The 25470-nt window shown below is 42.2% G+C and carries 24 protein-coding genes; 10 read left to right on the plus strand and 14 right to left on the minus strand.

The genetic code is table 11. The annotated features are described in order from the left end of the window. Nucleotides 1–107: 107 nt before the first annotated feature. Genes ACXAG2_RS02690 through ACXAG2_RS02700 form a run of 3 tightly spaced genes read left to right on the plus strand, consistent with a single transcriptional unit; the run spans nt 108 to nt 4936 of the window. Nucleotides 108–1265, plus strand: a complete 1158-nt coding sequence (locus ACXAG2_RS02690; protein WP_474844812.1) for an efflux RND transporter periplasmic adaptor subunit — start codon at nt 108–110, stop codon at nt 1263–1265. A gap of 9 nt (nt 1266–1274) precedes the next feature. After that, complete coding sequence (locus ACXAG2_RS02695) at nt 1275–4436, plus strand: efflux RND transporter permease subunit (RefSeq protein ID WP_474864343.1); 3162 nt, start codon at nt 1275–1277, stop codon at nt 4434–4436. Nucleotides 4437–4453: 17 nt separating this feature from the next. Continuing rightward, entirely contained in the window at nt 4454–4936 is a 483-nt protein-coding gene (locus ACXAG2_RS02700; RefSeq protein ID WP_474864345.1) for an N-acetyltransferase family protein, read from the plus strand. On the opposite strand, the gene ACXAG2_RS02705 is transcribed toward ACXAG2_RS02700, so the two are convergent. After that, entirely contained in the window at nt 4933–5358 is a 426-nt protein-coding gene (locus tag ACXAG2_RS02705; protein WP_474864347.1) for a CBS domain-containing protein, read from the minus strand. The genes ACXAG2_RS02700 and ACXAG2_RS02705 overlap by 4 nt on opposite strands. A gap of 165 nt (nt 5359–5523) precedes the next feature. Here ACXAG2_RS02705 and tpx point away from each other — a divergent pair, with 165 nt between their 5' ends. From tpx to ACXAG2_RS02725, 4 genes are all read left to right on the plus strand, one after another. Beyond that, nucleotides 5524–6018: a thiol peroxidase gene (gene tpx / locus ACXAG2_RS02710; protein ID WP_303574976.1), complete on the plus strand. Its 495-nt coding sequence runs from the start codon at nt 5524–5526 to the stop codon at nt 6016–6018. 456 nt (nt 6019–6474) lie between these two features. Then, a complete protein-coding gene (locus ACXAG2_RS02715; RefSeq protein ID WP_474864349.1) occupies nt 6475–8790 on the plus strand; it encodes an Ig-like domain-containing protein in 2316 nt (771 codons plus the stop codon). 142 nt (nt 8791–8932) lie between these two features. Continuing rightward, entirely contained in the window at nt 8933–9226 is a 294-nt protein-coding gene (locus ACXAG2_RS02720) for a superoxide dismutase family protein (RefSeq protein WP_474864350.1), read from the plus strand. Nucleotides 9227–9870: 644 nt separating this feature from the next. After that, nucleotides 9871–10089, plus strand: coding sequence for an antitoxin Xre/MbcA/ParS toxin-binding domain-containing protein (locus tag ACXAG2_RS02725; RefSeq protein ID WP_474864352.1), 219 nt, complete (start codon nt 9871–9873; stop codon nt 10087–10089). 224 nt (nt 10090–10313) lie between these two features. Here ACXAG2_RS02725 and ACXAG2_RS02730 read toward each other — a convergent pair whose 3' ends face one another. From ACXAG2_RS02730 to ACXAG2_RS02740, 3 genes are all read right to left on the minus strand, one after another. Continuing rightward, entirely contained in the window at nt 10314–11123 is an 810-nt protein-coding gene (locus tag ACXAG2_RS02730; protein WP_474864353.1) for a hypothetical protein, read from the minus strand. Beyond that, nucleotides 11120–11827, minus strand: a complete 708-nt coding sequence (locus ACXAG2_RS02735; protein ID WP_474864355.1) for a deoxynucleoside kinase — start codon at nt 11825–11827, stop codon at nt 11120–11122. Before ACXAG2_RS02735 ends, ACXAG2_RS02730 begins: the two co-directional genes overlap by 4 nt. Nucleotides 11828–12166: 339 nt before the next feature. Continuing rightward, a complete protein-coding gene (locus ACXAG2_RS02740; protein WP_474864357.1) occupies nt 12167–13792 on the minus strand; it encodes a hypothetical protein in 1626 nt (541 codons plus the stop codon). Between the two features lie 328 nt (nt 13793–14120). Here ACXAG2_RS02740 and ACXAG2_RS02745 point away from each other — a divergent pair, with 328 nt between their 5' ends. Both ACXAG2_RS02745 and ACXAG2_RS02750 read left to right on the plus strand, forming a co-directional pair. After that, the gene (locus ACXAG2_RS02745) at nt 14121–14465 is read left to right on the plus strand and encodes a hypothetical protein (protein ID WP_474864359.1); all 345 of its coding nucleotides are present in this window, start codon (nt 14121–14123) and stop codon (nt 14463–14465) included. Nucleotides 14466–14742: 277 nt separating this feature from the next. Continuing rightward, entirely contained in the window at nt 14743–15057 is a 315-nt protein-coding gene (locus tag ACXAG2_RS02750) for a hypothetical protein (RefSeq protein WP_474864360.1), read from the plus strand. Between the two features lie 179 nt (nt 15058–15236). On the opposite strand, the gene ACXAG2_RS02755 is transcribed toward ACXAG2_RS02750, so the two are convergent. The 3 genes from ACXAG2_RS02755 to ACXAG2_RS02765 all read right to left on the minus strand — a co-directional run bounded on the left by ACXAG2_RS02755 (nt 15237) and on the right by ACXAG2_RS02765 (nt 19094). Further along, nucleotides 15237–16847 carry a UvrD-helicase domain-containing protein gene (locus ACXAG2_RS02755; protein ID WP_474864361.1) on the minus strand — a complete coding sequence of 537 codons (1611 nt, stop codon included), beginning with the start codon at nt 16845–16847 and terminating at the stop codon, nt 15237–15239. Then, complete coding sequence (locus ACXAG2_RS02760; protein ID WP_474864363.1) at nt 16847–18547, minus strand: ATP-dependent nuclease; 1701 nt, start codon at nt 18545–18547, stop codon at nt 16847–16849. Before ACXAG2_RS02760 ends, ACXAG2_RS02755 begins: the two co-directional genes overlap by 1 nt. A 328-nt stretch (nt 18548–18875) precedes the next feature. Then, complete coding sequence (locus tag ACXAG2_RS02765) at nt 18876–19094, minus strand: hypothetical protein (RefSeq protein WP_474864364.1); 219 nt, start codon at nt 19092–19094, stop codon at nt 18876–18878. Nucleotides 19095–19140: 46 nt separating this feature from the next. Between ACXAG2_RS02765 and ACXAG2_RS02770 the strand changes: the two genes are divergently transcribed. Then, on the plus strand, nt 19141–19443 hold the full coding sequence (locus ACXAG2_RS02770) for a hypothetical protein (protein WP_474864366.1): 303 nt from the start codon (nt 19141–19143) through the stop codon (nt 19441–19443). Nucleotides 19444–19609: 166 nt separating this feature from the next. On the opposite strand, the gene ACXAG2_RS02775 is transcribed toward ACXAG2_RS02770, so the two are convergent. The 7 genes from ACXAG2_RS02775 to ACXAG2_RS02805 all read right to left on the minus strand — a co-directional run bounded on the left by ACXAG2_RS02775 (nt 19610) and on the right by ACXAG2_RS02805 (nt 24930). After that, entirely contained in the window at nt 19610–20677 is a 1068-nt protein-coding gene (locus tag ACXAG2_RS02775; protein ID WP_474864367.1) for a hypothetical protein, read from the minus strand. A 299-nt stretch (nt 20678–20976) separates the two neighbouring features. Beyond that, nucleotides 20977–22884: a hypothetical protein gene (locus ACXAG2_RS02780; protein WP_474864369.1), complete on the minus strand. Its 1908-nt coding sequence runs from the start codon at nt 22882–22884 to the stop codon at nt 20977–20979. Further along, nucleotides 22877–23371, minus strand: coding sequence for an ABC-three component system middle component 5 (locus ACXAG2_RS02785; RefSeq protein WP_474864371.1), 495 nt, complete (start codon nt 23369–23371; stop codon nt 22877–22879). The genes ACXAG2_RS02780 and ACXAG2_RS02785 overlap by 8 nt, the downstream gene beginning before the upstream one ends. Continuing rightward, nucleotides 23371–23946 (minus strand): ABC-three component system protein, encoded by a 576-nt coding sequence (locus ACXAG2_RS02790; RefSeq protein WP_173359510.1) that lies wholly within the window; start codon nt 23944–23946, stop codon nt 23371–23373. Before ACXAG2_RS02790 ends, ACXAG2_RS02785 begins: the two co-directional genes overlap by 1 nt. A gap of 21 nt (nt 23947–23967) precedes the next feature. Then, nucleotides 23968–24312: a hypothetical protein gene (locus tag ACXAG2_RS02795; RefSeq protein ID WP_474864373.1), complete on the minus strand. Its 345-nt coding sequence runs from the start codon at nt 24310–24312 to the stop codon at nt 23968–23970. Nucleotides 24313–24388: 76 nt separating this feature from the next. Further along, nucleotides 24389–24628 (minus strand): tyrosine-type recombinase/integrase, encoded by a 240-nt coding sequence (locus ACXAG2_RS02800; RefSeq protein ID WP_474864375.1) that lies wholly within the window; start codon nt 24626–24628, stop codon nt 24389–24391. Then, nucleotides 24610–24930 carry a tyrosine-type recombinase/integrase gene (locus tag ACXAG2_RS02805; protein ID WP_474864377.1) on the minus strand — a complete coding sequence of 107 codons (321 nt, stop codon included), beginning with the start codon at nt 24928–24930 and terminating at the stop codon, nt 24610–24612. Before ACXAG2_RS02805 ends, ACXAG2_RS02800 begins: the two co-directional genes overlap by 19 nt. Nucleotides 24931–25470: the final 540 nt, after the last annotated feature.

The raw sequence follows: 25470 nt of genomic DNA on the forward strand, positions 1-25470 counted from the left end.
AAAAGCAGTCGCTGAAACAAAATAAATACGCAGTTACAAACAGACAATACAATCAGCAGATGCAACAAGTATCATAATAACAGAGATGGAAACTGGGGAAGCGTCACATGCAATGGAAAAAAATTGCCCTGCCAATAGTCATTCTTGCTGCAGGATTTGCAGGTATGACACTTATCGCCTCGGCGGGTGATAAAGAAGAAGAACCCGAAGTAGTAGATACCCGTCCGACAGTGACAATCAGCGAGCTTCAGGCTGAAGATTACGCGGTTACCCTTAATTCCTATGGCGAAATCACGCCGCTTGAAAGCACCATGCTGGCTGCTCAGGTATCGGGGGAGGTAACGTCCTGGAACCCGGATTTTGTGCCCGGCGGGCTTGTCCGTCGTGGTGAAATCCTGTTTTCCATCGAGAAAGATGCCTACGAAGCCGCATTGCTGCAGGCCGAAGCTAACCTGTCATCAGCACAGGCACAATTAATACAGGAGCAGGCTCAGGCGAACGTGGCGGAGCGGGAAGCGGCCGGCATGTCAAAGAGTCGTGTGACCGACCTGTATTTAAGAAAGCCTCAGTTACTCAGCGCACAGGCCGCCGTAAAATCTGCTGAAGCCATGTTACGCATTGCTAAGCGGGATCTGGACAATTGTGAAGTACGCGCCCCTTATGATGCTCTGATCATCAGTCGTGAAATCGGTACCGGTGACTACGTAACTCCCGGTACAGTGGCTGCCACTCTGAATAATGTGGAAACCGCTGAAATTACCTTCCCGGTTGCCGGCTTCGACCAGTCATTTTTGCCTGTCAGCGTCACCGGCCTCGACGCAACAGTAACCGTAGACAGGCGTACTATCCCGGCCAAACTCCACCGCGATCTGGGTATCGTGGATCAGTCCACCAGAATGAGTCATCTGGTTGCACGTATTGACGACCCTTACGGTGTACGCTCCGGCAAAGCCCTGATTAAATTCGGCAGTTTCGCCAACATCAGCTTTAACGGTAAAACACTGGAAAATGTGTTCCGTATTCCACAGGAACTGGTGAATAATAAACGGATCTGGCTGGTGAGTGAAGATGCCACATTGCAGTCGGAGATTGTTGAAATTGTCCGTGAGCAGGACGATTTCTATTTCGTTCGCGGGAATTTTGATGGTCTGCAACTTGTCACCTCCCCGCCGGAATATCCGCTTAACGGAATGGCAGTGAAAGTGATTGAGCAGAGCAACAAACTGGTTGCGGCTCATGCGAATAGCACTTCCGCCGGTATTTAAGGGGAAGTTATGCATCAGGAACACGATACGAACCGCGGCGTGATTGCCTGGTTCGCCAGAAACTCTGTTGCTGCAAACCTGTTGATGGGTTTTATTATCATCATGGGTTTGTCTGCCTATTCCTCTATCCAGAAACAAATGTTCCCCAACGTCGAGGTTAACTACATCCGTGTTGATGTGAGTTACCCGGGCGCGTCTCCGCAGGAAATTGAAGAAGGGATCCTGATAAAGATTGAAGAGGCGGTAAAAGACGTTTCTGAAATCAACAGTACGATCTCAAGAGCTTACCGCAACGGTGGCGAAGTCAATATGGAGATTGACGATAAGGAAGAACTGAGCGACGTTCTGGATAAAATTAAACTGAAAGTCGACAGCATTGCCACCTTCCCTGCAGACATGGAGCCCGTAAATATCCGGCAACTGGCGTTCAGGCAACAGGTTATCGACATGCCCATTGTGGGCGATCTTCCGCTTAAAGATTTGAAAGTCCTGGCGAAAGAAGTCGAGGATGAATTATTACTGCTGGATAACGTTTCGCTGGTCGACGTGGGCTATCCCGAAGACGAAATTGCCATTGAAGTGAATCCTGATCAGTTACGTAAATACAATCTTTCTATCAGTGATATCAGCACCGCCATCAGGGCGTATTCCACCAACCTGTCTGCCGGACAACTGAAAACCCGCTCTGGCATTATCTCTGTGCGTGTTGAGAACCAGTACTACCGTGGCGAAGAATTCGCTGCCATCCCGGTTAAAGTCGGCCCCGGCGGTGCCAGAGTATTGCTCGGCGATGTGGCAGAGATCCGCGATGCCTTCACCGAGGGCGAATACTACTTCAAGTATTCCGGTAAAAACGCCATCTATATTGCGGTCAAAGCAACACCTTCTCAGAATATTGTGCCAGTGGCAGAAACAGTAAAAGCTTACATTGCACACAAAAATGAACAATTTCCTGAAGGTGTGTCGCTGGAAACCATGGTCGACATGACGTACTACCTCGACGGCCGTCTGGACATGATGCTGAAAAACCTGCTGCAGGGTGCCATTCTGGTTGCATTGTTGCTGACCATTTTCTTACGCTTCAGACTCGCCTTCTGGGTCATGCTCGGGCTGCCGGTCTGTTTTCTCGGCGCAGTGATGATGATGCCGCTTCTCGGTATCAGTCTGAACATTATTTCTCTGTTTGCCTTCATCATGGTGCTGGGTATTGTGGTGGATGACGCCATCGTCATCGGAGAAAGTGCCTACACAGAAATTGAAAGCAAAGGCAGCGGTATTGATAACGTGATCCGCGGTGCCAAGCGTGTCGCAACACCGGCAACCTTCGGGGTGCTGACCACCATCGCCGTGTTTGCTCCCTTCACATTAAGTGACGGTATGGACGGACCTTTCATGGTGAACATCGCCGTGGTGGTGATTTGTTGTCTGGTTTTCAGTCTCATTGAATCCAAACTTATTCTGCCGGCGCACATCGCTCACATCACATTTAAGCCGGTGAAGCCGGATAGCTGGCGCGCCCGTTTTAACAGCCGCTTTAATGGCTTTGTCAACGGTCCGTACAAGCGTACCGTCATTAAAGCCATTGAATGGCGATGGGCTGTGCTGATGGTGTTTGTGGCACTGCTGATGCTGGCACTGGGTTTAATTCAGGGCAATTTCATTCGCATGGTCCCTCAAGGCAAAGTGCCCCACGACTTCCCTTCAGTCCGCGTTGAAATGAACGAAAACGTACCGGACAGCGCCGTACTCGATGCGTTAAAAATCATTGAAAAAACCATCCTCGATGAAGATGAAAAAATCAAACAGGAGTTTGGTGGCGACGGCATGGTCCGGGATATTCTGGTGTTCAACGACGACCGTACTAACGGCGAAGTGTTTGCACCACTGGTAGATGAAAGTAAACGGGTAATTAATACCTTCGAACTTGCCAGACGCTGGCGTGAAGCCATGCCGGACATTCCGGCAATGAAATCACTGGTTGTCATAGATGATATCAACGGCGGCAGCGATGACGGCGAATTTGGTTTCCTGCTGTTCGGACCGGAGCTGGAAACCCTGAACGCGGCCGGACTGGCTTTCATTGAGATGCTACAGCGGGAAGAAGGCTTGTTTGACGTCAGCTCAACTATCGATCCCGCCAGCAAAGAAGTGCAGATGACACTGAAGCCGGTGGCCTACGATCTTGGTCTGACGCTGCAAAACATCGCCGGGCAGATTGGCAGCAGCTTTTATGGTGGCGAAGCGCAGCGGGTGATCCGTGACGGCGAGGAAGTTAAGGTCATGGTGCGGTACCCTGCCGTCCAGCGGGAACGGCTTGCCGATCTTAAATACAGTGTGATTACCACTCCTGCCAGTCAGGAAGTCATGCTGGGTGACATCGCGGAGCTGACCGAAGCCCCCGGCATCAGCTATATCCGCCGTGAAAGTGGCTATCGCAGTGTGTATATCTGGGGCAGCATCGACGAACAGAAAGTAGAACCGGGTGAGGCTATAAAAGCCATCTATGAAAACTTGCTACCGGAACTGCAAAAAACCTACCCCGGTGTCATGACAGAACTGGGCGGTGATATTGAAGAGCAACAGGCACAGCAGGATCAGCAAATGCTGTTTTTCACTGCCGCTATGATTATGGTGTACATACTGCTGGCCGTGCCGTTAAAGAGCTACAGCCAGCCTCTCATCATTATGTCGGTTATCCCTTTCAGCTTCACCGGCGCAGCATTCGGACATTTCCTGCTCGGCTATGATCTCAGTACCATGTCGTTTTTCGGTCTGATTGCCGCCGCCGGGGTTGTGATTAATGACTCACTAGTGTTGACAGATTTTGTTAACCAGCGCCGCCGTCAGGGGTACAGTACCCGGGATGCTGTGGAAGAAGCGGGTTCTGCCCGCTTCAGAGCCATTACGCTCACATCCATTACGACTTTTGCGGGCGTACTGCCTATTCTCTTTGAAACAAGCCTGCAGGCTGTTCTGGTGATTCCTATGGCTATCGCGCTGGGATTTGCTGTAATGTACGCCACACTGGTGACGCTTATTCTGGTGCCCTGTCTGTATCTCATTCTTATTGATTCAGGCAATGCCTTTAAATGGCTGTTTCATCACATTGTCCGGATTGCGAAGCATGTAACGCCCGGACGAAAATCCACCGGCCAGCCACGCACGGAATAATTTACGGAGTTTCTTTGATGAGCCAACTTACCATCCGTCCTGCAGTAGTGCAGGACAGCCAGCAAATACTCGATTTCATTAGCGAACTGGCGGTATATGAAAAAGCAGAGCATGAAGTAAAAGCAACCATAGCGCATATTGAGGATACCCTGTTTTCAGATCAACCAAAGGCACACTGTGTGCTGTGTGAAAATGAAAACGGCCCGGTTGGCTTTGCCATCTATTTTTTCAGTTATTCCACCTGGCAGGGACAATACGGCATTTATCTGGAAGATTTGTATGTATCACCGGCATCCAGAGGCTGCGGTGCAGGCAAAGCTCTGCTGAAACATCTGGCAAAGATCGCAACAGAACAAAACTGCGGCCGTTTTGAATGGAGCGTACTGGACTGGAATCAACCCGCTATTGATTTTTACGAGTCTATTGGCGCCAAACCACAAGGTGAGTGGATAAGATACCGTCTGGACGGCGACGCTCTCAAACAGTTCGCCGCAGATTAATTTTGTTGCCTGGCGGTTACCTTGTCTTCCATGTAGCGAAGAATATCCCGCCAGGATAATACCCCGACAGGTTCGTCTTTTGCATTGATGACCGGCAGGCATGACAAGCGGTGACGGTTAAAGGTGCTGATGGCGTTAAGAACGGAACTGTGTTCTTTAACGGCAATCACGTCACGGGTCATGATTTGATGTGCCCGCCGTTCCAACGTCGCCCTGTCTCTCGCCCTTTCTGAAATCGTATCGATAAACGGGCTCAAGGCTTTCAGCAAGTCTCTGTCAGAAATAATCCCGGTAAGTTTGCGTCCCTCAACAACCAGTAAATGATGAAACCCCGTGGCTTCAAACAGCTCCTTAATGGTGTGCAGACTGTCGTCCATTTTCACGCTCACCACCCGCTGACTCATAATATTATTAACGCTCACAACGCTCCCCCGCTTATCTCTTTACGTTCTGAGTATACGGCATATAACCGCTTTACAAAGCAGACTGAAAAATAATTAGATAAATTGCGGATTAAGCGGTTGAAATCCCGCCTGACTCCATCAATATAGATCATGAACATTCACTCCAATTATGAAGGAACTTCCATGGCAACAGTTACATTACAGGGCAATCCGTTAGAAACTCTGGGTGATTTACCCGCCGTTGGCACACCTGCACCGGCGTTTGAGCTGGTAAAATCCGATTTATCTACCGTAAGTTCTGCAGATTTGTCAGGTAAGAAAGTGGTACTGAACATCTTTCCGTCTGTAGATACCGGCACGTGTGCCATGTCTGTACGTAAATTCAATGAAAAAGCCGCTTCACTGGACAACACTGTGGTCATTTGTGTATCTGCGGACCTGCCATTCGCTGCCGGCCGTTTCTGTGGCGCAGAAGGGATTGAAAACGTTCTGACCGGTTCAACGTTCCGCTCAGATTTTGGCACAGACTACAATGTGACTTTCACCACCGGTCCACTGACAGGCCTGTTATCACGCAGCGTTGTGGTGATTGATGAAGAAGGCAAAGTGGCCTACACCCAGCAGGTCGCTGAAACGGCTGATGAGCCGGATTACGAAGCAGCTATCGCTGCTCTGTAAACATAATGTTTTATTAAGCGAAGCAGCCTCTGATGGCTGCTTTTTTTGTTTTTTGGTTCCTTATGAAATCAAAATAAAACGTATAAATTTACCCTTACATGTATAAATGAAAGGGAGCCGCTACCAATTATTTTCATTTGAGCTAAGTACATCTAAACCACACTATATAAGGCTTCGAACCCTACGAAGTTAGTTTATTTTTAACCTTCACCATAACCACTACCAGCCCCGGCAACTTCCCGTCTGTTATTGTAACTTTCATTTCTTATTGTTAGGTTAGATTTCACTCAAAATACAATCTCAACCCGAAAGGAGACCACTCTTTCCTGCACTCCCAAAACTAAATGAACTTGAACACAAAAAGTAAATTTTTAATTAAAAAAATATTGATTACCTCCCGCGCCGGGAAGTATTTTTCAATGACATACTATGCTGCATTAAAAAGGATTTAACATCATGATATTCAATAAAACCATTCTTGCCACAGTAATGAGTACTCTGCTTCTGACTGGTTGTGGTGGAGGGAGTTCAGATAGTGACCGGGGCTCTTCAAATGGCTCTTCGCAAACACCAAACAATACATCGCCCGCAACGCAATCAGATACCGCTAAGACGGAGAACGGAGCGGTCATCACTATTGATGTACTTGCAAATGATAGTGATGCGGATGGTGATACTCTCACTATCACGTCGGTGTCTGATGCGCAGTTCGGTACTGTAGAAAATTCTGGTAGCCTGTTAACTTATACGCCCGATAACACGGCGATGGGTACTGAAACGCTTACTTATGAGATTAGTGATGGAACTGATAGTGCTTCAGGCACGGTCGAAATAACTCACACTCAAAGTCTTACAATGTCAGGCATTGTCACCGACAGCCCTCTTTCGAATGCAGAACTTACCGTACAGGTTGGCAGCGAATTATTTACAACGAATACCGGTGAGGACGGCCGGTATGAAATTACTATTTCCTCTGCTGCCCCCGGTGCAAATGTATCACTTCTCGGACAAGGTACAGGCGGACAATCAAAAATATTACTTACCGGAGAAGGCGGTACATTTTCCAGTCTTCTGAATATTGCACTGGAAAACAACTCCCGTGACTTAAACGACGACGAGTCTACCGTAACAAAAGTTACTCAAGTCAGTACTGCACAATCAATTCTCTTCGATGATTACATCAAAAACGGCGGTGACAAGTCATATTCCGGATGGACTAATACCATTGATTCAACTGAAGTAATAAACCTCGCGGGCTTCATTAAGCTACTCGCAGATAATCCGGATTATGAAATACCTGACGGAGAAACAACACTGTCACTATTTACTGGCGCGGATGATAGTAGCAATACAGTAATACTCAATTACCTCACTGAAAAAGGTTTAGTAAATGAAAATGGAGTGGTGCAACAGCAGTTCTATGATGACCTTGCTGTTGCAGTAGAAGAAACACTGAATGACCCGCTGCTTCACTCTTCTTTTTTCGAAAATGACATTGCAGGGAAGACATGGGCAACATTTTCTAACGCCACAAAGATACCGCGCAACGGCAGTGTTTTTAAGTTTAACGAAGATCTCACCGGTGTTGAGACTATCGTAAGCTTATACGGCGACACTTTCACGCGCCGTGAGTTCAAATATGAAGTGGAAGATGGAACGGTAAATGTTGATTATACATCAGGAAATACATCACTATCATACGCATCCTGCTCTGGTGGCTACCCCGTATATCCATTTGATGACACCATGTCCGCAGAAATTATTGATGAATGTGAACAGCAAGGCATCTGGCAGGTTGAGGTTGCTTCCCGCTTAGAAAGCAGTAGCTTCAAATTAGTTCAGGTAAATGGTGAAAGCACACTTGCATCACGGGTAGACAACAATGTTTATGAAACACTGACTTTCTCTCAGGAAGTCGTCAATACATCTCAAATGGGAATAGTTACAGTTGAGAATTTAAACCCTGAACCATTCAAAGAAGAAGAAATAACAGAAGGTCACTGGGTAATGCCGGTTAATACAGCTGTTAAATACTACAATGACGGTATTTCTGCCCCCGTAGCTTCGAGTACAGCACCAAGTGTCGATGCACTGTCCTTTGACGATGGAACGGTTACAGGACGTATTACTGATAGCCTTGGAACTTATGAATTGCAAGACGGAAAACTGTCTGTTTCATTAGAAGATACAACGATCAGCGCGCAAAGACTGCTTGATACTGATTCTTACACCATTGCGCTCTATACGATGAACTCTGAAGGGGTATCGTACAGTTGGACAGGCGGATTCTTTAAAGGCAATGAAAGTACTTTAGATAATGTCGAGATCGCACATGATTTACCTGATATCTGGACTTCCCTCCTGAACGTTGGTCTTGATGGTTTTTCCAATGGAGAAGTGCCTACTTTAGAAACAGCATTTGGATTCAACATTAACTCAAATGGCACAATGGGCAGAATCTCCAGTCTTACAACAATGGATACCGGAGAGTATTATTTTAGTTCTGATATGAATGCACTGAATTACACATGGGTTACAGACGGAAATAAGGTAACCTTCAATGGCTACATAGAGGATCATTATAAGCGTCAACGTGTGTGGGAATTAGTTAATTTTGATGATGAAGGCTACCTGACTGTTATCGAGTATTTTAATATTTACTATCTCGATTCCGGGAATCCGAATTTGATAGCTCCCCGTCTGAATGTCTATAAAGTAATGGACTGGAGTGAGCTATTCACGGAACAATGGGCAGAATTTCAACCGGAGTAAGTACCAGATTGATTTGTTACAGTCATTATAACTAATGATGCCTGAGCTACCTGTCTTTAAAAATCCACCTGTCTAAGGTGGATTTTTTAGTGTCGTCATTTGTGTATCTGCGGACTGCCATTCGCTGCCGGCCGATTCTGCCATGAAAGACGGAAAGAATGTTCCCGCCGGAGCAGCAGGCAGTCATGCGGACCCGGAAAAAACAGGTCAGCACGGCTATCCCCGGGCAGATAACAGCCACATGGGTGATTTACCCATACTGCTGGTGGACGACGAGGGCAATGCCAGCCATCCGGCACTGGCACCACGGTTAGCACTGGAAGACGTAAAAGACAAAGCACTGATGGTTCACCAGGGCGGTGATAATTACTCGGACGCGCCGGAGAAACTTGGCGGCGGTGGCGCAAGAGCATTGTGCGGTGTGATTGGTGCCTGATATTCAGTTTTAAGCCTGAAAAGCAAAAACCCGCAGTGAATGCGGGTTTTAGTATCTGGCGGGCCGAGTGGGACGAGTATGGGCACTGGACTACAGTTATCAAGCGCTAACTAAGCGAGCTGTATCTAGTGAATTTATTCATTTATATCAGTAAGATAAGACCTAGGCACTTTAATATAATAACTAAAAAAGCATTGATAGATATAGAACCATCGTAGATTTAGGCTAAGCGAAACCAAGGCTTAGCCTCCTTAAGTACAATAAAAGGCGTTTTAGATAAATCATGGCGTCACTATTCAAAAGCCGATCTGTGCAGACGGAACAATCATCCCCAAACGGCTCATAAAAACCATAATCATGAAATGATTACCATATGGACATGCCCACTGGAACTCAACAAATTATTCGCTTGAGGCAAATCATCAGATAAGTAAACAAGCACCTGTGAACAAAGTTCGCAAACCTAATATCCGTATCAGTAATCAAACATTGTTTACTAACAGTAACCACTCCTTGCTAAAAAATAAATGTTTACTAGCGGTAAACAGTTTGTATTTACCGCATTCAATGTGGCTAACTCATTGAGCAGAATACCCTAGATTATCCGCTATACTTAAGCGACACGGTCATTAGGAGATTAAGACATGTCAGCAGAATCAGAAAATGTAGAAATCACAGTCGAAAAATTGCAGCAAGAGTTTAGGGTTTTCTTCGGCAATGATGATGCAACCATGAACGAATGGCTCGACTTGCCTTTGCCAATTCTGAGTGGTGAATGTCCCCGAAACATGCTTAATACACTTGAGGGACGTCAGCGGCTATATGAAATATTAGAAGAAATGAAGTTTGGCGAAATGGCTTAAGGTGAATGGCTATAAGTTTAACCATTTCAGTTATGAGAATATGCTTGAAGCCCGTCAGAGCGGACAGGTAACAAAAAGCCCACGAGTGCGGCGCTTTGATTGGATTAAAATCGGCACATTCACAACTTAGGCTTATGGTCCTCCTAGAGTAAGCTTCAGCAATTGATAATGCCAGACCTGACAGGCCGTTTTAGACAAACAGTAGACTGGCTCGTATTGTTATGTCATTTTTGTTCGGTAGCTCCCATTAGCAGGCCGAGATATAGGTCGGTTGCTATTCCAAAATAAACAGACAGAAAGGCTTCTTTAAAATCGCTACCCGGCCCAAGAATTTTTTCTTTATTACATGTAATCACGATAGCCGCAGGTATCCGTACATCTATGCAATGGAGAAGTGTTGACCGAACTTTTCCCTTCTGCTCTTCTGATGTAAATGAATAGTCCTCTGAATCAACTAACGTATTTTCAATGAACTGCGTCTCCGTACTGGGATTTTTAAGAATTTCCACTACTTCATAGTTGTTCTCTATATAGTACTGTGGATTGTCGGCACGTTTGGAATGACTTCTTGGGGTCGTATTTTTATTGGAATCGAAGTACGCGATTATTTCTGGGGCTTCAGAACCACAAAAAAGCGATAACTCGTAATGATGACGTCCCAGATTCGTCTGCAACAATCCTTCAAGAAGAACAAGATACTGGGTAATCAATTGACGGTTTAAAGGCGGAACTATATGGCGGCTATTAAGATCTGTCTGACTAACCACCTGAAACCTACTTGAGTAACAACTAGAGAGGCTCCCTAGAGCAACAGGGTTCGATTCTTCAATAAACATAGAACCCCATGACTTAAGAATCATTTTAATTGAGCCAAAAACTAAAAGACCGTTTGCGGCGGCTACCGTGAGCTTTAGAGCTTCAAAGCTACCCTCGTTAACTAAGACAACAAATAGCCATAACTCGACACCAGCACTCGCTAGAGCCATAAATACGCCAACAAAAAATATTATATTCTTTCTTGTGGATTGATTCATATATGAGCCTTCAAGACATTTAGGTTTACATCTGAATTTGAGGCGTCGCGATCTATCAATCTTTGAACATCATCTGTTATCAACTTGCAAACTTTGTCGTCGGTCCAATCAAAAATGTTACTGTCACAAATGTATGTATTTTGATTGCCGCGCCTCTCCTCGATGAACTTTGTATATCGGTCATAAATAGAATCTACGTAACCTTCCACATAGGCATTAAATTTATCTCTTGAAATAATCCTATTGACTACGCTTTCATAATCGATTGTACAAATGATGCTAATGTCTTCTTTGGGTGTAAAGTCATCGATAAGATCGTACAAATATTGGTAGTTTAAACATGTAAGGTCATCTAGTTGATTTTCCTCTTTGAAGTACTCAAAAAATATACTCGCGTCTTCACAAATAGACCTGTCTAAAACATACGACTTATGCTTCTTTTCTATTTTTCTTATAGCATTAGCCTTTCCAATCAAGAATGCTGCTTGAGCTTCATAACTCCAGCGAGCTGGATCATCAAACAGCCTTTCCAAATACGATATACCAAGTTTTGCTTCAGATATAAGCTCCATATCGAAATCTTTAGCTAAAGCGCGTGCTAGTGTTGATTTTCCAACGGCGATCATTCCTGAAATGCAAATTCTGATTTTATTTTCCATCTTATCTCTTAAATCTAATTTAGCGTGATGAATTTGAGCTGACATAAAAGCTTATTACTGAGAATTCATAGTAACATCCGTTACCCCGGAAAAACCATTTACCAGTGTTTGAATAAGAAAGAATATTGGCCGTCCGCTTCACGTACAAAGTGGCAGCACAAGCAGCCCCATAAAGCCTAAACTTCAATAGATTCCGATATTTCCAACGCGTCGTCTACCTCAAAACGTACACAAGAGACCGTCAGGTTCGGTTCCACTCTATCACTGAAAGTGTCGGGTTAAATTGTAACTAATCAATTAGAGTCCACATTAGAGAAAAGGTAACGCGTTTTATATCATTCCCATCAAGGCTCAAATAGTAATTCTGGTCGCTACTCCAATCTCTTAAGAATCCCCAATCCAAATATCTTTTCGAAGTACCTCTGACAGTCTATTCCACTCCGGCAAAAAGTGTGTTCTACCGAGGCGCTTTACTCCTCTTTCCCTTAGCATTTCAAATAGGTCATCCTCTTGTAATACCGAGATATCTTTGCTGGCGAGTGAACGGAAAAGTTCACAGATCTCTTCATAGCTGAATTGTCTTATTTCGAAGTCAAGCAAATTGCCTAAGCTGTGAGCTACTTCCCTGACTTTCTCTTCATAGTCAATATTGAAAGGGGCAAACACGTAGCGAACTTTTGGTGTGTAAAACGGCAAGCGAGTTGTCATCTGTGAGTGAATTAGCTTGACCAGACGGGAGGGCTTTACTTCGCTTCTAGAACTTTTCGCATAGCCTTTTACTTCTTCGTAAGACTGCTTAATGGTACTGGGTTTACCAAAACAGTAGGGCAGGTCTTTTTCGTCAGCTAAAAATGTGCTTGCGGCCTCTAGCACAGCCGTTCTATCCCCTTTTTTTGTTTGATGCTTTTCGCGCCATATTGAGAACCCGATACCTCGGAGTAGAGTTTTATAATTGAGCTGTAGCTCGTTATCAGCATGCCAAAGCAATTGAGTGCGTCCGGTGGCATATGGTTCGTAGATGTCCATTAGGCTCTGTCGGTACTCAACACTATGAGTGAAACCCTTGTAGGAGGTGCTTGGTTGGATATTGTGCGCTAGGGAGAGAGCAATCTCATTGGCAATAAGGTTGAGATCTCCCTCTTTGATAGCTCGTTGGATGTCCGCTTGCAATAAATCCACGCTTAGAACAGGTTGTTGTCCAAGATTATGGCCTAGCGAGTTTTTCCACTTCCTTTCTTGTTTTTGCACTTTTGGGGGGTGGAAGTAGTAACCCTCTTCAAACGACCAATCGAGGTATCTTTTAGCTTGCTGAGTAATACCGTTAAGTTCATTTAGGAATTTCTCTGTTGCCCGCCATGCTATATGCTGCGCGAGCATAGGTGGCAGATTTGACAAGCTCTGCTTATTGCCGTTACGGATGTAGCTAAATCTTTGAGTGGCCCACTCTTGAGCTGACTCAACGAACTTTGAGTAGTCAAGTGCCATAAGTTTACTTACAGCGAGGATTAGCTCTTTCCCATGCTCGTAAGCAAGCAAAACCTGCAAATGAGGGTAGTGGAGCCGCCACTTGTTAAGGTTTTCAAAGCGATACTGTTGAGAGTCAATGACAGCTGGAATATCTTCAGTCCAGACTTTGCTCCAGTGCTGTTGCTCAGGGGCTTCAGGAACGGTTGTTGGGTCTTGGTTATACCGACGTGTTTGGTTGTATTCGGCAAACCGGATCGATTTGCTTAAGAAACAGGTAGCTCCCAGCCCTTCATCGAGAACAGAGCAGAGCGTGCTTAGTGGGAGGTTATCGGTGCCTGAATGAAAATAAGGCCTTTCCTTGATTGAAGCTACCCCGCGCGAATCCTCAAAGTCCTGTTTTATCTTTGCTAATGACCTTAGTCGCTTATATGAATCCTTATCTGCTTTGATGCGTTCTACCACAAGTAATAATTGCAAAATCTCAGATGCAATGCTTTGTGAGGTATTTGGATAGGGATTTTTTAAATCAAGTTTCAAATCCATAGAAAAATACCTAGACTCCTCTGTTTTCGTCATGAAAGCGGTTTGGCATATAATAGCATGCTAAACTCGAATTATTTTAAGCAGTAGTGGAAAAAATGAAAATTTATGAATATGAATAATGCCATATTACAAGTTCATTGCAAAAGTTGCTCTAAAAATGAATATCAATTACTACTAAATTATATTCACTTAGCAACGTTATGAATATATATATCTTTGCTTGCCCTATTGGTTTTGCTTAATATTAGGGCAGACCAACTCACCAATTCACTTTGAAGTGCAACGGTGCAGTTGAAACACGTAGAATTTCTAATTTGAGGAAATAGCAATGAAAATCAATATGTACAAAACTATTAATGACCTTACCGGTGGCGTTTTGGATAGCGGTAAAGCGACAAAGAATAGCTTGGGCGCCGCCAATGAAGCCTATCATCTCCAGATGGCGATCAACGAACACGGTGAAGCAAGAGTGCACCGTAAGGCAACTGAGCTACTACTTGATAATAACAAGGATAGCAATATGACCTATTCTGAAGCCAGCGCTGAAATTTCGATACGGATCAAAGGGACGCTTGAAGCGACGCAGGGAGAAAGGCTGTTTAAAGAAGCGAGAGACAAACTTAACGGAGGAGAGACGCTGGAACCTAAGCTACAGCTTCAGGGCAAACTTTAACAAACTGAGGCGTAAATCAATTATATTTAAAAATGTGGGACAAAGTTATGTGGGTTATCGATAGCTCACGTATTTTGAAATTTGTATAAATACTGACCTTCTCCCCAAATTTGGCACCAAACGGATCTTTTCATTGAGCCAGTGACCATTGAAAACAAAACCCCAAGTCACCAAAGCCAGTAATGGACAAATAATTGAAAGCCACAGTTTATACTTTTTTGGAAATGCTGTTTATTTTATTCTTCGAAAGGTGACTTTCTAAACAGGAGAAAATAAATTGCCCATATTTCACAGTGACCCTGCTGAAGCTATTGCGGTACGATACTACGAAAAATTAAATAGCTTGTTAGGCCCTTTAACAATCGGTGTTGCTCTTTCAATCATCGGCTTAAACTTGGCTCAAGAGTTAGCATGGCTATTCTTGATGATATCTCTTCTTTGGGGGATGTTTCAGGGGAAAGAGTATAGAAAACTCAGAAAGTACCGACCCAATTACGAACCTTCATTAAGCCTATTTTTTGGAAACTGTCTGATATTTATTGTCGGTTATACAATGTTGTCTTTGATTGCAGTCGGACTTTGGGTTAATTAACGGTGAGTTTGTAAAACAAAGCCCCGCGAGTGCGGGGCTTTGGATTGGATTCAATCGGCACACTCTGAACTTAGCCTTATATCGCGCCACGAGTAAGCTTCACCATCTGATAGTGTAAGCCGTCACAGGCTGCTTAAGACTTAAAAGCGGCCTGTCGGCTTTAGTTACGTCTTCGACATCTAATGACGATTGTATAGCCCTTCAAGCTGAGGAAGAGAGAGGAAGTACGACGGTTGCGCATTGCTAATTTTTCCTGCGCTATTTTGCCGCAACGCAGTCTGTATCAAGATGCATAGTTTCTCAGCTCTTGTAATTCCAACATAGTGTAGGTTGGTTTCCTGTTCAAGGTCAGGATATATAGGATTGTTGTAATCCCTTGAAAACTCGCGATATGGAAACACCCACTCCTCTAGCCCGAAATGGATAACTACATCAAACTCCAGCCCCTTAGACTTATGTAATGTCATTACCTGAACTTCGCCTTCGTTCTCTGGGCGAAACATCTTCAGGATGGATTCTGATGTTTGAATTATCTTCGTCGCTTCAATAGTTTCTGGTTTAACAGCTAAACCAATCTCGCCAGCTAATAACAGAGCTGTTTCTAAAAACTCTTCATCGCTTGTTTGTCGAATTGACTTTATGAATTGAAGTATAAAGCTTTGCTCTTTGCCACTCAAAAAATACTTGACTGAAATCGAGTCCAAAAGAGATTGGGCAGATTGTATTGCACCATGTTTATAACTTAATAACTCTGAAAATAAATCGGAGCAATCAGCGCCGATGTCGTCTAGAGGGGTGTCTGACACTAGCCTGTAGTCACATGTAAGACCTTCGCAAACGCTATTCAAAACCCTCGCAGTTCTGGCCAAAATTGCAACTTTAGAAGGCCCTGCAATTTTCTCTTCTCGAACCCACCTCATAATCCATTCTGAAACCTTGTTTGCAGCGTCGAAAGGCAATCCGTCCAAAACATAACGTGCCACCCTAATATTGTCTGTATCCAATAGATCGCAATCAGGCTCTAATAGGCGATTTGCATAGTTTGTAATAGATGGATGACAACGATGATTCTTGTCTAGATGAATGTGCTTGAAATCCGGCGACTTAATAAGGCTGTCTAAAAGTTCTGGACGGCTACCTCGAAAGCGAAAAATTGATTGATCAGTATCACCCACTGCTGTGGCTACTAAACCAAGATCCTTCAGTGTCAAAAACAGTTCATGCTGTGCTAATGAGCTATCTTGATACTCATCCATAAAAACATGAGTATATTTTGCCGAAATATAATTCTGTGCAGCAATTGACTCCCTGATAATAAACACCGCAAGCGAAGAGAAAGAGGACATCCACAACGTGTTTTGCAAATATAACTGTTTGAACCCAGCATCATCATCCAGCTCTTGGATATTAGGTGAATTATGTTTTTTCTCAAAAAGTGCGGCTTGTTCATCGCTGAGCTTTTTTACTACTGTGCATTTTCTAGGGTTACCTCCCCAAATCCTTGAAAGAAAGGGAATTATCAACTCCTGATAACAAAAACTATCTATGGTTCCAAAGAAACTGCTCTTTAAGTCTTTTGCGTTTGAACTACACCGCTTCTTCAATTCTGCACTAGCTTTCTTTGTGAAAGTTATTCCGATAACGCCTTGATATTTTTGATTCAAAGTCAAAACATCACTAATTTTTTCTGACATAACAGTAGTTTTTCCACTACCGGGACATGCTGTTACAACCAGTGAATCAGGATACGCAATTGCCTGCTTTTGCTGTTCTGTTGGGTTAAAAGGCATCAGGCTAACGCTACCAGCTCTACAAGAGCGTGGAGTGGCTTGGCTAACTGACCTCCAGATATACTTTTCAAGTCTCCAGAAATGTCTTTCAAAAGCTCTCTCATATGTAGCGCTTTTTTATCCTGAAGATGCTTAATAGCGGATTCTTCTGTTTTCTTCCCAAGCGCTGTTAAAACTTTTTTCCCAAGTTCTTCAACTAAATCAGTTTCCAGATCGATGCGTGCCAAGAAAATGTCATCTTGCTCGACGTAATCCGCCACTTCCTTCCACAAACCGTTTTCTAAAGTATCTTTTGCTGTAACTTCTTTGTCCGAGTGTTCTTCCGGGTCATCCCCCATAATTTCCAAGCACCGATTCATCCCTGCGTACTGCCATGCGTTCTTTTTGGGAACTTTTGAAACATCATTATCGGTTCGCATCACCCACGGTATTTCTAAAGCATCTAAAATTTTCACATAAACTTTGAAAGAAATGCCGTTTACACAAAGAATGGACAGGTTCAGGTAATCCAAATCTATGTTTAGTGTTTGACTAAGAGCATGGTAGAGCAATTCTTCTGAAGGACCTTCAATCAACAACACGCCACTCGAAAAAAATGCTTCCGCTGGAATGATGCTCATGCGATAACTCATATCTTCAAACCCCTGCTCAATGCAATCTGAGCAACCAGCACTGGCAGCAACCGTTGAGTTATCCTTACTTAGCAACCTGATAATTGAGTCAGGCTTAAAGTTTGCGGCTATTCGAGGGGAATGTGTCGATATTATCGTTTGGCCCGGCAGTTCGTTAATCAAATAGTTGGTCATTCGACCTTGCTGATGAGGATGTAAGTGCGCTTCAGGTTCTTCTACCACGTAAAAGACTACTTCGTGGTCTACAGTATGCTCCCTTATGCTTTTCGCTTTCCAAAGTGCCAATAAGATTTGATTATTTCTGCCGTCTCCTCCAAGGGTCACTGAGGAGCCATCAGTATTTGCTCCTAACTTCAATCTATCGACAAAATCACTCACCTGTATGGCACCTGTATCCAATTGCACATTGTAATTGAGGTTTTGATTGGATAGCTTTTTTAGTTCCGTATTGACCTCTGACGTCGCTTGGTCAACGTAGACAAGTTGAGAAACCTTTTCGTTTAAATCCAGCAAATCCTGACTAATTTCATCCATTAACTCTTTGTCTTCTTCGAGTTGCTGTTCAGACAAAGAGGCAAAAGAAGTTTTAAGCAATTTCCGCTTTTCTTTTGCAATGTACCTTTCTAAATCTCTTCGTGATTCCATGTAGTTGAGATTCACGTACCGCAAGTAAAAACGACTATTTACCTCTTCAAGCTGGTCTATTTTATGTCCAATGAATAAACGATAACTCAAATCAGACAAATAGGCCTTATACTGAAAAATGCACTCCCCCTCATCACTGACAGCCCCCTTAAGAACTGACAGTACGGCGTCTTCAGTGACATTCTTAAAATAAATGGTTATTACTATTTCATTGCAGGATGCAACTTTGCTTGTATAAAAATCAGTTTCTGTAGGCTCAATATCGGCCTCGGATAAATTTTTATCCAACAGAATTCGCAGAGCATGGAGAAGGTTACTTTTTCCTACATCATTGGCCCCTATCAATAGACTATCAGATCGGAAGTTAACGGATGCATTCTTAAAATTTCTATAACCACTTAGGTCAACTTTACTTATTTCCATTTAACTACCTTATCATCCTAATAAATATCGAAAGCCATGCAGGAACAAGCCTTTGTCCAGATGTAAAACCATGTATATCAGTTGTGGTTTATTTTACAAGCTTATGCCGTTAGCCTTACCTTAACGACTTCAAAGGTAAGGATGCATATTGTCATCAACCGGAACCACCCTCGCTCACCCTATGAACTATTGCGCTCGATAGCGTGGACCAACGAAATCGCTTAGTTGGAACAACAATGTGTTTTTGCACCTAGCTAATTTATTATCCACAACAACGAATTCCCCTCCTATACTAATATGCGGAAAAACAAAGGGGAATACCCATGCCTTACTGCACAACCGCTTTTCTGCCAATTGCTTCTGAAGAATTAGAAGCAATATTATCAGCGTTAGTCGTGCGCGGTTGAACAACCTGCGCAATGATACTCGAGCTATCTACAATGCCGACGATGAGGTTATTCGGTTCTACTGCCGCTACGAAAAAGAGATACCACTGTATGAGGAAAAGCTCAAAGCCTTTACTTCCAAACATGGTGTAGCGCTTCATGAAGAAAGTTCTGTGAACTAATTTGGTAAACTATCGGAGAAATACTGTGACCAACTCACTTGATGTTCTGGCGATAGCTGAACAGGTTTCGCGAGATAGTCTGTCTGGTGATCTGAGTCATGAACTGTTGGCTCACGGGCATACGCTTTATGGTAAGCAGTTCGAGTTTCCAGACTACATCGAACGCCTCACGCCTGATGGAAGGAGATCACTTGGCTACTGGCGAAATGGTGAGTTCGAGGAGTTATCAGCCTGCTATAACAACAAAGCCCCACCATTGAAGCGCAGAGCTTTGGATAGGATTCAATCGCCACACATTCAAACTAGTCTCGTGGACCACCACGAATAAACTTCAGCTGAATTAGTCTCGACTTAATCTGACAATACCATTAGTAACAGGCAGCTCTAGACAAGTAACTGACATTCAACGCCTTACTCAAAAGCGGAAAACACTTGGCTATACTTTACGACTAAGGGGCATAAGCTAAGCGTTTTGAGTCCTTATAAGTATCTTGTTAGGCAGTAGTAGTAAATTGACGGGCATGTGCCAAATACGCTAAGGGCATAGTCTCCGCGTTTTTTCGTTCCGATCTTATGCTATTCAAGGCTTGATATGCACTACCAATGAAAGATAATCCCGAGCCAACTGACACAGCACTATAGTTTAAACCTGTAGCAGATAAAGCGAGTCCAGAACCAAATAGCGGAGCTATAGAACCGAAACTAATTTTCGACCAAGAAGGCTTCATAGCATCGACGATCTCGTCAGTCTTCTCTTTACAATCCTCTATAAAAAAAGCTGTTGCATCAATACGATCATCAGGGTTTTCCAAAAGAGCTATTTTGGCTGTTTCAACTTCTATTTTACACCTTAGCTCTGGTAATAAGTGACCATGTTTCATCTTGAATTTTACTAAATCGTCCAAATTAATAGGTTCATTAGGGGTAGGAAGTAGTTGTTCAAGTACAACGTCTCTCGCTTTTTTTCTATGATTAAACCTAGGCTCTCTTCTTAAGAAATGCCCAAGAAATTGAGAGTACTTTACTTCACTAGTAATTGGAGCTGCATTCACGTCTTTGACACCACCTAAACATATAGCTAAATAAGCCATAAACATGTTTGCAACACGTGTATCCATATTTAACCAAGCACCATCAACTCTCCTAGCAAGACCTTCTTCAATAAGATAATCGGGAAGCTGATTTAGCTTTTCAATATGCAGGTTAGCTCTAGGTGAAATATTATCTTTATGTACTCTAGCTCCAAGCTTTTCAGCGGCTACCCGGCCTGCCGTTGAATAAGGTCTGAGAAAGTTTTCATTAGATCTTTTAGCTTTTGTCTGAAGATATTCTATAAAGCTACTTTCAAACTCAGGAATGTCATATAAATAATTTGAAGGGAACACTTGCTCTACGAGCTCTCTTTCTAACAACGCCCTCATAAACCTGCTCATCTGTTCAGGTCGTTCAATATGATCCATTGGTACAATGGCACTCAATTTATCCCAGTAAAACAAACTTTTCATAGTCCAGTTGTTTTCTGGAACTGATATATATGGAAAATATAGTGCATTACTTCTCACAATGAACAAAACTCCTTTTCTGCCTAACAGCTTATTACTGGAACTTCATAGTAACACCTGTTTCACCTGAAAAACCGCAATTTGTGTTTTCATAGGAAAGAATGTTAGACGTCTGCTTTATGGCACAGCTGCCGCCCTCAAGATGGAGTGCCACCGTCTGCAAATGGCACGCAACGCCCCTTGACTAACCCCACTATCCCGAGTGTAGACGTTGCTTGGATCATAGTATCGTGCCTGAATATAAATTAGAACAAACTACGATCCAGCTTCGAATTAAAGATGGCGTTACTTTAACTTTGTTATTTCAACTTAATAACGTTGTCGAGATAATATGGGCCTACTCCATACTTATCGTTGTTTAAATCACCTAACACCATCGAAGTACAGAAAATAAGTTGAAAGTCACCCTCAATTTGAGAAAACAACTCTATAATCATTTTCTGGAATTGATGGCTTCGAAAAGGTTTCATTCCTCCATTCTCGATAGAATCTAGCATTAGAAATCTAGGCAATCGATAAGCATTGTCTTGAAGAGACCTTAACAGAGTAGAAATGTGGAATGTATTTTTCTTGATAAAGTTAGAGCTGGCTGAGAACTTTACTCTGCCATCTAAAAGTAATCGATCTTTAGCAAAGTCGATCTCTACATCACTTACACCAGACGAAAGGAAGCTTTCTTCGTAAGGTGAGCCATCTTCTCTTTTCTCGCTATTTAATATGTTTACAATAGATTTTGATAATCCGTTGTATACGTTATTTGAACGTCTTTGATTGGAAAAAGTTGCATCTTCAATCTTTTGTTTTAAGTCTGCAATTTTTTCTATTAGAGCAGCTTTTCTTGATTTCTTGGCATCTAAGCTTTTAATGATATTAATTTTATTCTTAGAGTTTTCATTTTGAGCTTCTAGAAATCCAATCTTCCTCGCATTATCTTCTCTTTGGCTTTGAGCAAGATCTACTACTTTTGCAACTTCAACAAGCCTGCTTTGTGCCTCTTTAAGCTCTCCGACAGTAATTTCAATTATCGCCTCCAGACCTTCTTTTTGGTCTAGATAATTTTCCATCACAGTTGAGTTACTCTTTATTTGGAAATTTAATTCAGTTAAAAGCTCTAAATAATTATCACTCTCTTCTTCTTTTAGTTCACATTTGCATAATGAACAATGTCCCTGTTCTACAGGTTCTACTTTCTCAAGGCAGACTGGACATTTATCAAAGCTAATTTCGCCAAGTGAGTTATATAACGCTTGTGATTCAAGAAGGGATTTCTTCCTAAAATCAAGTGATTCCGCGTAAAGCTCACAATCAACAATTTCGCCAACTACAGTCCCTAAATCATCCTTGAAACTTTTTAACTTCCTAGAAATGAAGTTGATTTCATCTTCAACTCTTTTGTATTTACTAGCTCTCTCTTTGTCTAAATTATCATTAGATACTGATTCAAATTTTTGCTCTCTTAGTAATATGATTTCCTCGTTGTTTTTTACAATTTCAGTTTGCATACTATCAAGGGTCAAACCAGAATCTTTCCCTAATATTTTATAAATAGCTGACAATTCAGATTTAATTGACTCAAACTCACGTTCTGCCATTAAAAGTTCTTGTCTAAGCTGATGCGTATCTAGGTTATCTAAACCTAATAGGAACTCAGCAACAGCAATTCTCATTGTATCGCTATCAGCTTGTTTATTATCTTCAGCTCTAAAAAGTTTAAACGATGAAGTTTCCTGATCTGCGTATAAAAACCGTAATAACTGATGCATCGTGAGGTTGGCATACTCTTCAGATTTTGACGGCTCCCAGCCTAGTAGCTCAAACATACACTCTGAAAATGAAGCTCTTTTCTCGGTTCTCCTAGGGCCAAAGTTTTTCCAGCCCAACACAGATTCGAGTGCTGCATTCATGTCATTAGAGAACATAGAAATATCAGGAATTTTCCCAACTTCAATCGCTCGCTTTAAGGTAAATGTTTTTCCATTTATATTTAACTGGCAAATAACGCTGTCACACTTATCCGCAGGATGTAGCCATTGGTTAGCTTTGATCTCCCCACCTAACACATAGAAGATCAATTCTAAAATTGTTGTTTTCCCGACTGAGTGTTCACCTCTGATAACATTTATACCTTTATGAAACTCTTCGTCATATACGAAGCGTCCTAGCTTCTCAACAACTAATCGCTCGATATAGAAACTTGACTTAATCATATTTATATTCCATTAATCCACTACGAGCTTTTAATCCATTATCTCCCGACAACTGTACCTTTGGTAGCTCATTAACTAATAGCTTAAAAATGTCTGTTCTACGGAAAGAATCTTCTTCAAATTTTTTAACTAACAAATTAGGAAGTTTAGTATCTATTAAACAAACATTGTTGTTAGTAACTGTAACCAATCCTCTGTATTGAAGATTTGCTAAAGCCACTTTTTGAAGAGATTTTAATTCGAAAAATAAAGCCTTAGAATTTGGAGTTACTTCGAATGGGTTCTTAATCCCTGAAATAAGCGACTTATAACGATGTAAAGGGGATGGCAGCTTTTTCATTTCATTCAGTAGATGAGGGTAAACGTAGTAAAAATCTACAAAACTCAAAAGTGTTTTATCACACTGAAAGTGTGGAAATGACTGTAATAAATTTAGATATCTATAAGCGCAGTGATGAGCGTCATAGCTAGGATGGTACATGATCATTACACCCACTCCACATGACACTTTTCCGTTAAAAAATATAGCATCCCTTCGACTAACTCACTGCTCATAATACCACCCGCCATTGACACTTCCTGTGATAGAGGCTCTAAAATTGTTGAGTTAATAGCGCTGGCAATGATGACTTCGTCATATTGCTTTTGTAATAGCGGGAGTATATGTGCCTTAAACCGAGTTAAAATCAAACTCAAAACATGATCAAATATAATTTGATATGACTTAACATGCTGAAGTTTAGTGATCATTTTGGCTGCTTTCTGGCTTGAAATTAATGCGCCATCGTAATAATGCGCTCTATTCGCCAATCTTAGCTTATTTTCTAACCCTATTACTTTTCGGTGAGCTTTAGCGGTGATTTTTTCTTGTAGTTGCTCCAGAAAAAACTCGTATTCAGGAGAGTCCTCCCTCAATTTCTCATGAGTTGTAATTAACTCTTTTAAAGCTGCGGCACTAACATCAATATTAAAATTAGGTAGCTTTACTACTGTGCTTCCAACATTTAAGTCACCAGCCACTTCATTATTATTTATTTCGTTATTTTGGACTGAACTTACCATTACCAAATCCTATTATCGGCATTAACCGATGTCCAAATCACCCTTAACTTTGTTTTTATTAATTTTATTATTATTGATATCTGCTTCTTTATATTTTTTTCCAATTTTTAAAGAGGATTCAACTTCATTCTCTTCAATTTCATTATAAATAATTTGGGATTTATTAGAGGAATCATTCTTTGACATCGTCACGCGATAACAAACAAAAACGCAAAATAAGAAAACAATTGCCAAGAGGAGAATATTCAGAAGAAGGTTGTTTTGAAGTAGTTGAGATTCTGACAGATAAGTATTTATTAGATTGTAAAACACATAGGTAATAATTACCGATGGTCCACCAACTTTTAATGCTCTATTCCAATCCATAGAAAAAATTCCAAAACTAAAACTATATTTTTCTTAAATACTAACAAAAAAAGCTTTCTATGCATAGCAAAGCAAACTAAAAAAATCCATTACCACCCTCAGTTGATGGGTGAGTCGCTTTATATACTTCAGATAACTTCTTGCGGCTAACGTGAGTGTATAACTGAGTCGTGAGGATACTGGCAAGACCTAGCATTTCTTGGATATGGCGAAGATCAGCGCCATTATCGAGCATCGTTGTCGCGCTATTGTGGCGGTATAGGTGACACGCTCCTGCTCGGTCAGATCCAGCTAGTTTCACATACTGTGATGCCATATCAGATAATTTACCCGGTACGTAGAGTTTGCCAGAAACAATGCCTTTCCTGAACCAATAAATGCAAACATTTGTCTGCTCTTACCAATGTAGAATGCTAGCCATTCACAACCACGGACACTGATTGGCATCAATCGTTCTTTCTTACCTTTGCCATGCACTCGAACCAACTTACCGTTGAAGCCAATGCCATCAATATTCAGCTTAACTAATTCACCTCTTCTGATGTCTATAGCAAAGAAGATTTCAAAAATAACGCTATCAGATAAGCTCTCAATGCTGAACAGAAGTAGTAGCTTCATAGTCAGTTCTATTTCTTACGTGGCGTGATGATACAGGCTCTCTGGATGATTTCGGGTGGAGAGTGTTTATTGGCAATCTTTCCGCACTCGGCTCGGTTCTAGGCGATGATTGGGATAACCGTGATACCTAAAAGTTGAAAAGCGCCCACATTCTTATCTCCGGCCACAGATACTATTAGCTCAACACTCTCGCAAAATGGTCGCCAATAGACTCCGACAAGTGACCCCAGCCTTATTGATCGCCTATTTCTGGCGCTCTGCGGTCAGACGATAAGCTGTTTTCTCTTTAAACTAGTGATAAGCGACCTAGCTCAAGGTCAATCATTCATCACTCGCAATGTCGCCCAATGAGAGAATTGGTAACAAAATAGCCTAAGTCAGTACCTGTAAATACAAATTAATTTCTATTTAAGACGCTATTTAAACAATGTTTTAAAAGAATACTTTAATCTTTTCAATACGCTTGTTATTTCTTTTTAATATATAAAAACATTTAAAAAATTATCTTTTAAAAGTTACTTATTTAAGATATTAAAAATT

This window comes from Alteromonas sp. ABH4_456 (assembly GCF_056160645.1).

What these genes read in the sequence shown, in the direction of transcription:
- ACXAG2_RS02690 (WP_474844812.1), top strand. Translation starts at nt 108, where the DNA reads ATGCAATGGAAAAAAATTGCCCTGCCAATAGTCATTCTTGCTGCAGGA.
- ACXAG2_RS02695 (WP_474864343.1), top strand. Translation starts at nt 1,275, where the DNA reads ATGCATCAGGAACACGATACGAACCGCGGCGTGATTGCCTGGTTCGCC.
- ACXAG2_RS02700 (WP_474864345.1), top strand. Translation starts at nt 4,454, where the DNA reads ATGAGCCAACTTACCATCCGTCCTGCAGTAGTGCAGGACAGCCAGCAA.
- tpx (WP_303574976.1), top strand. Translation starts at nt 5,524, where the DNA reads ATGGCAACAGTTACATTACAGGGCAATCCGTTAGAAACTCTGGGTGAT.
- ACXAG2_RS02715 (WP_474864349.1), top strand. Translation starts at nt 6,475, where the DNA reads ATGATATTCAATAAAACCATTCTTGCCACAGTAATGAGTACTCTGCTT.
- ACXAG2_RS02720 (WP_474864350.1), top strand. Translation starts at nt 8,933, where the DNA reads ATGAAAGACGGAAAGAATGTTCCCGCCGGAGCAGCAGGCAGTCATGCG.
- ACXAG2_RS02725 (WP_474864352.1), top strand. Translation starts at nt 9,871, where the DNA reads ATGTCAGCAGAATCAGAAAATGTAGAAATCACAGTCGAAAAATTGCAG.
- ACXAG2_RS02730 (WP_474864353.1), bottom strand. Translation starts at nt 11,123, where the DNA reads ATGAATCAATCCACAAGAAAGAATATAATATTTTTTGTTGGCGTATTT.
- ACXAG2_RS02735 (WP_474864355.1), bottom strand. Translation starts at nt 11,827, where the DNA reads ATGTCAGCTCAAATTCATCACGCTAAATTAGATTTAAGAGATAAGATG.
- ACXAG2_RS02740 (WP_474864357.1), bottom strand. Translation starts at nt 13,792, where the DNA reads ATGGATTTGAAACTTGATTTAAAAAATCCCTATCCAAATACCTCACAA.
- ACXAG2_RS02745 (WP_474864359.1), top strand. Translation starts at nt 14,121, where the DNA reads ATGAAAATCAATATGTACAAAACTATTAATGACCTTACCGGTGGCGTT.
- ACXAG2_RS02755 (WP_474864361.1), bottom strand. Translation starts at nt 16,847, where the DNA reads ATGCCTTTTAACCCAACAGAACAGCAAAAGCAGGCAATTGCGTATCCT.
- ACXAG2_RS02760 (WP_474864363.1), bottom strand. Translation starts at nt 18,547, where the DNA reads ATGGAAATAAGTAAAGTTGACCTAAGTGGTTATAGAAATTTTAAGAAT.
- ACXAG2_RS02765 (WP_474864364.1), bottom strand. Translation starts at nt 19,094, where the DNA reads ATGAAGCGCTACACCATGTTTGGAAGTAAAGGCTTTGAGCTTTTCCTC.
- ACXAG2_RS02780 (WP_474864369.1), bottom strand. Translation starts at nt 22,884, where the DNA reads ATGATTAAGTCAAGTTTCTATATCGAGCGATTAGTTGTTGAGAAGCTA.
- ACXAG2_RS02785 (WP_474864371.1), bottom strand. Translation starts at nt 23,371, where the DNA reads ATGATCATGTACCATCCTAGCTATGACGCTCATCACTGCGCTTATAGA.
- ACXAG2_RS02790 (WP_173359510.1), bottom strand. Translation starts at nt 23,946, where the DNA reads ATGGTAAGTTCAGTCCAAAATAACGAAATAAATAATAATGAAGTGGCT.
- ACXAG2_RS02795 (WP_474864373.1), bottom strand. Translation starts at nt 24,312, where the DNA reads ATGGATTGGAATAGAGCATTAAAAGTTGGTGGACCATCGGTAATTATT.
- ACXAG2_RS02800 (WP_474864375.1), bottom strand. Translation starts at nt 24,628, where the DNA reads ATGGCATCACAGTATGTGAAACTAGCTGGATCTGACCGAGCAGGAGCG.
- ACXAG2_RS02805 (WP_474864377.1), bottom strand. Translation starts at nt 24,930, where the DNA reads ATGAAGCTACTACTTCTGTTCAGCATTGAGAGCTTATCTGATAGCGTT.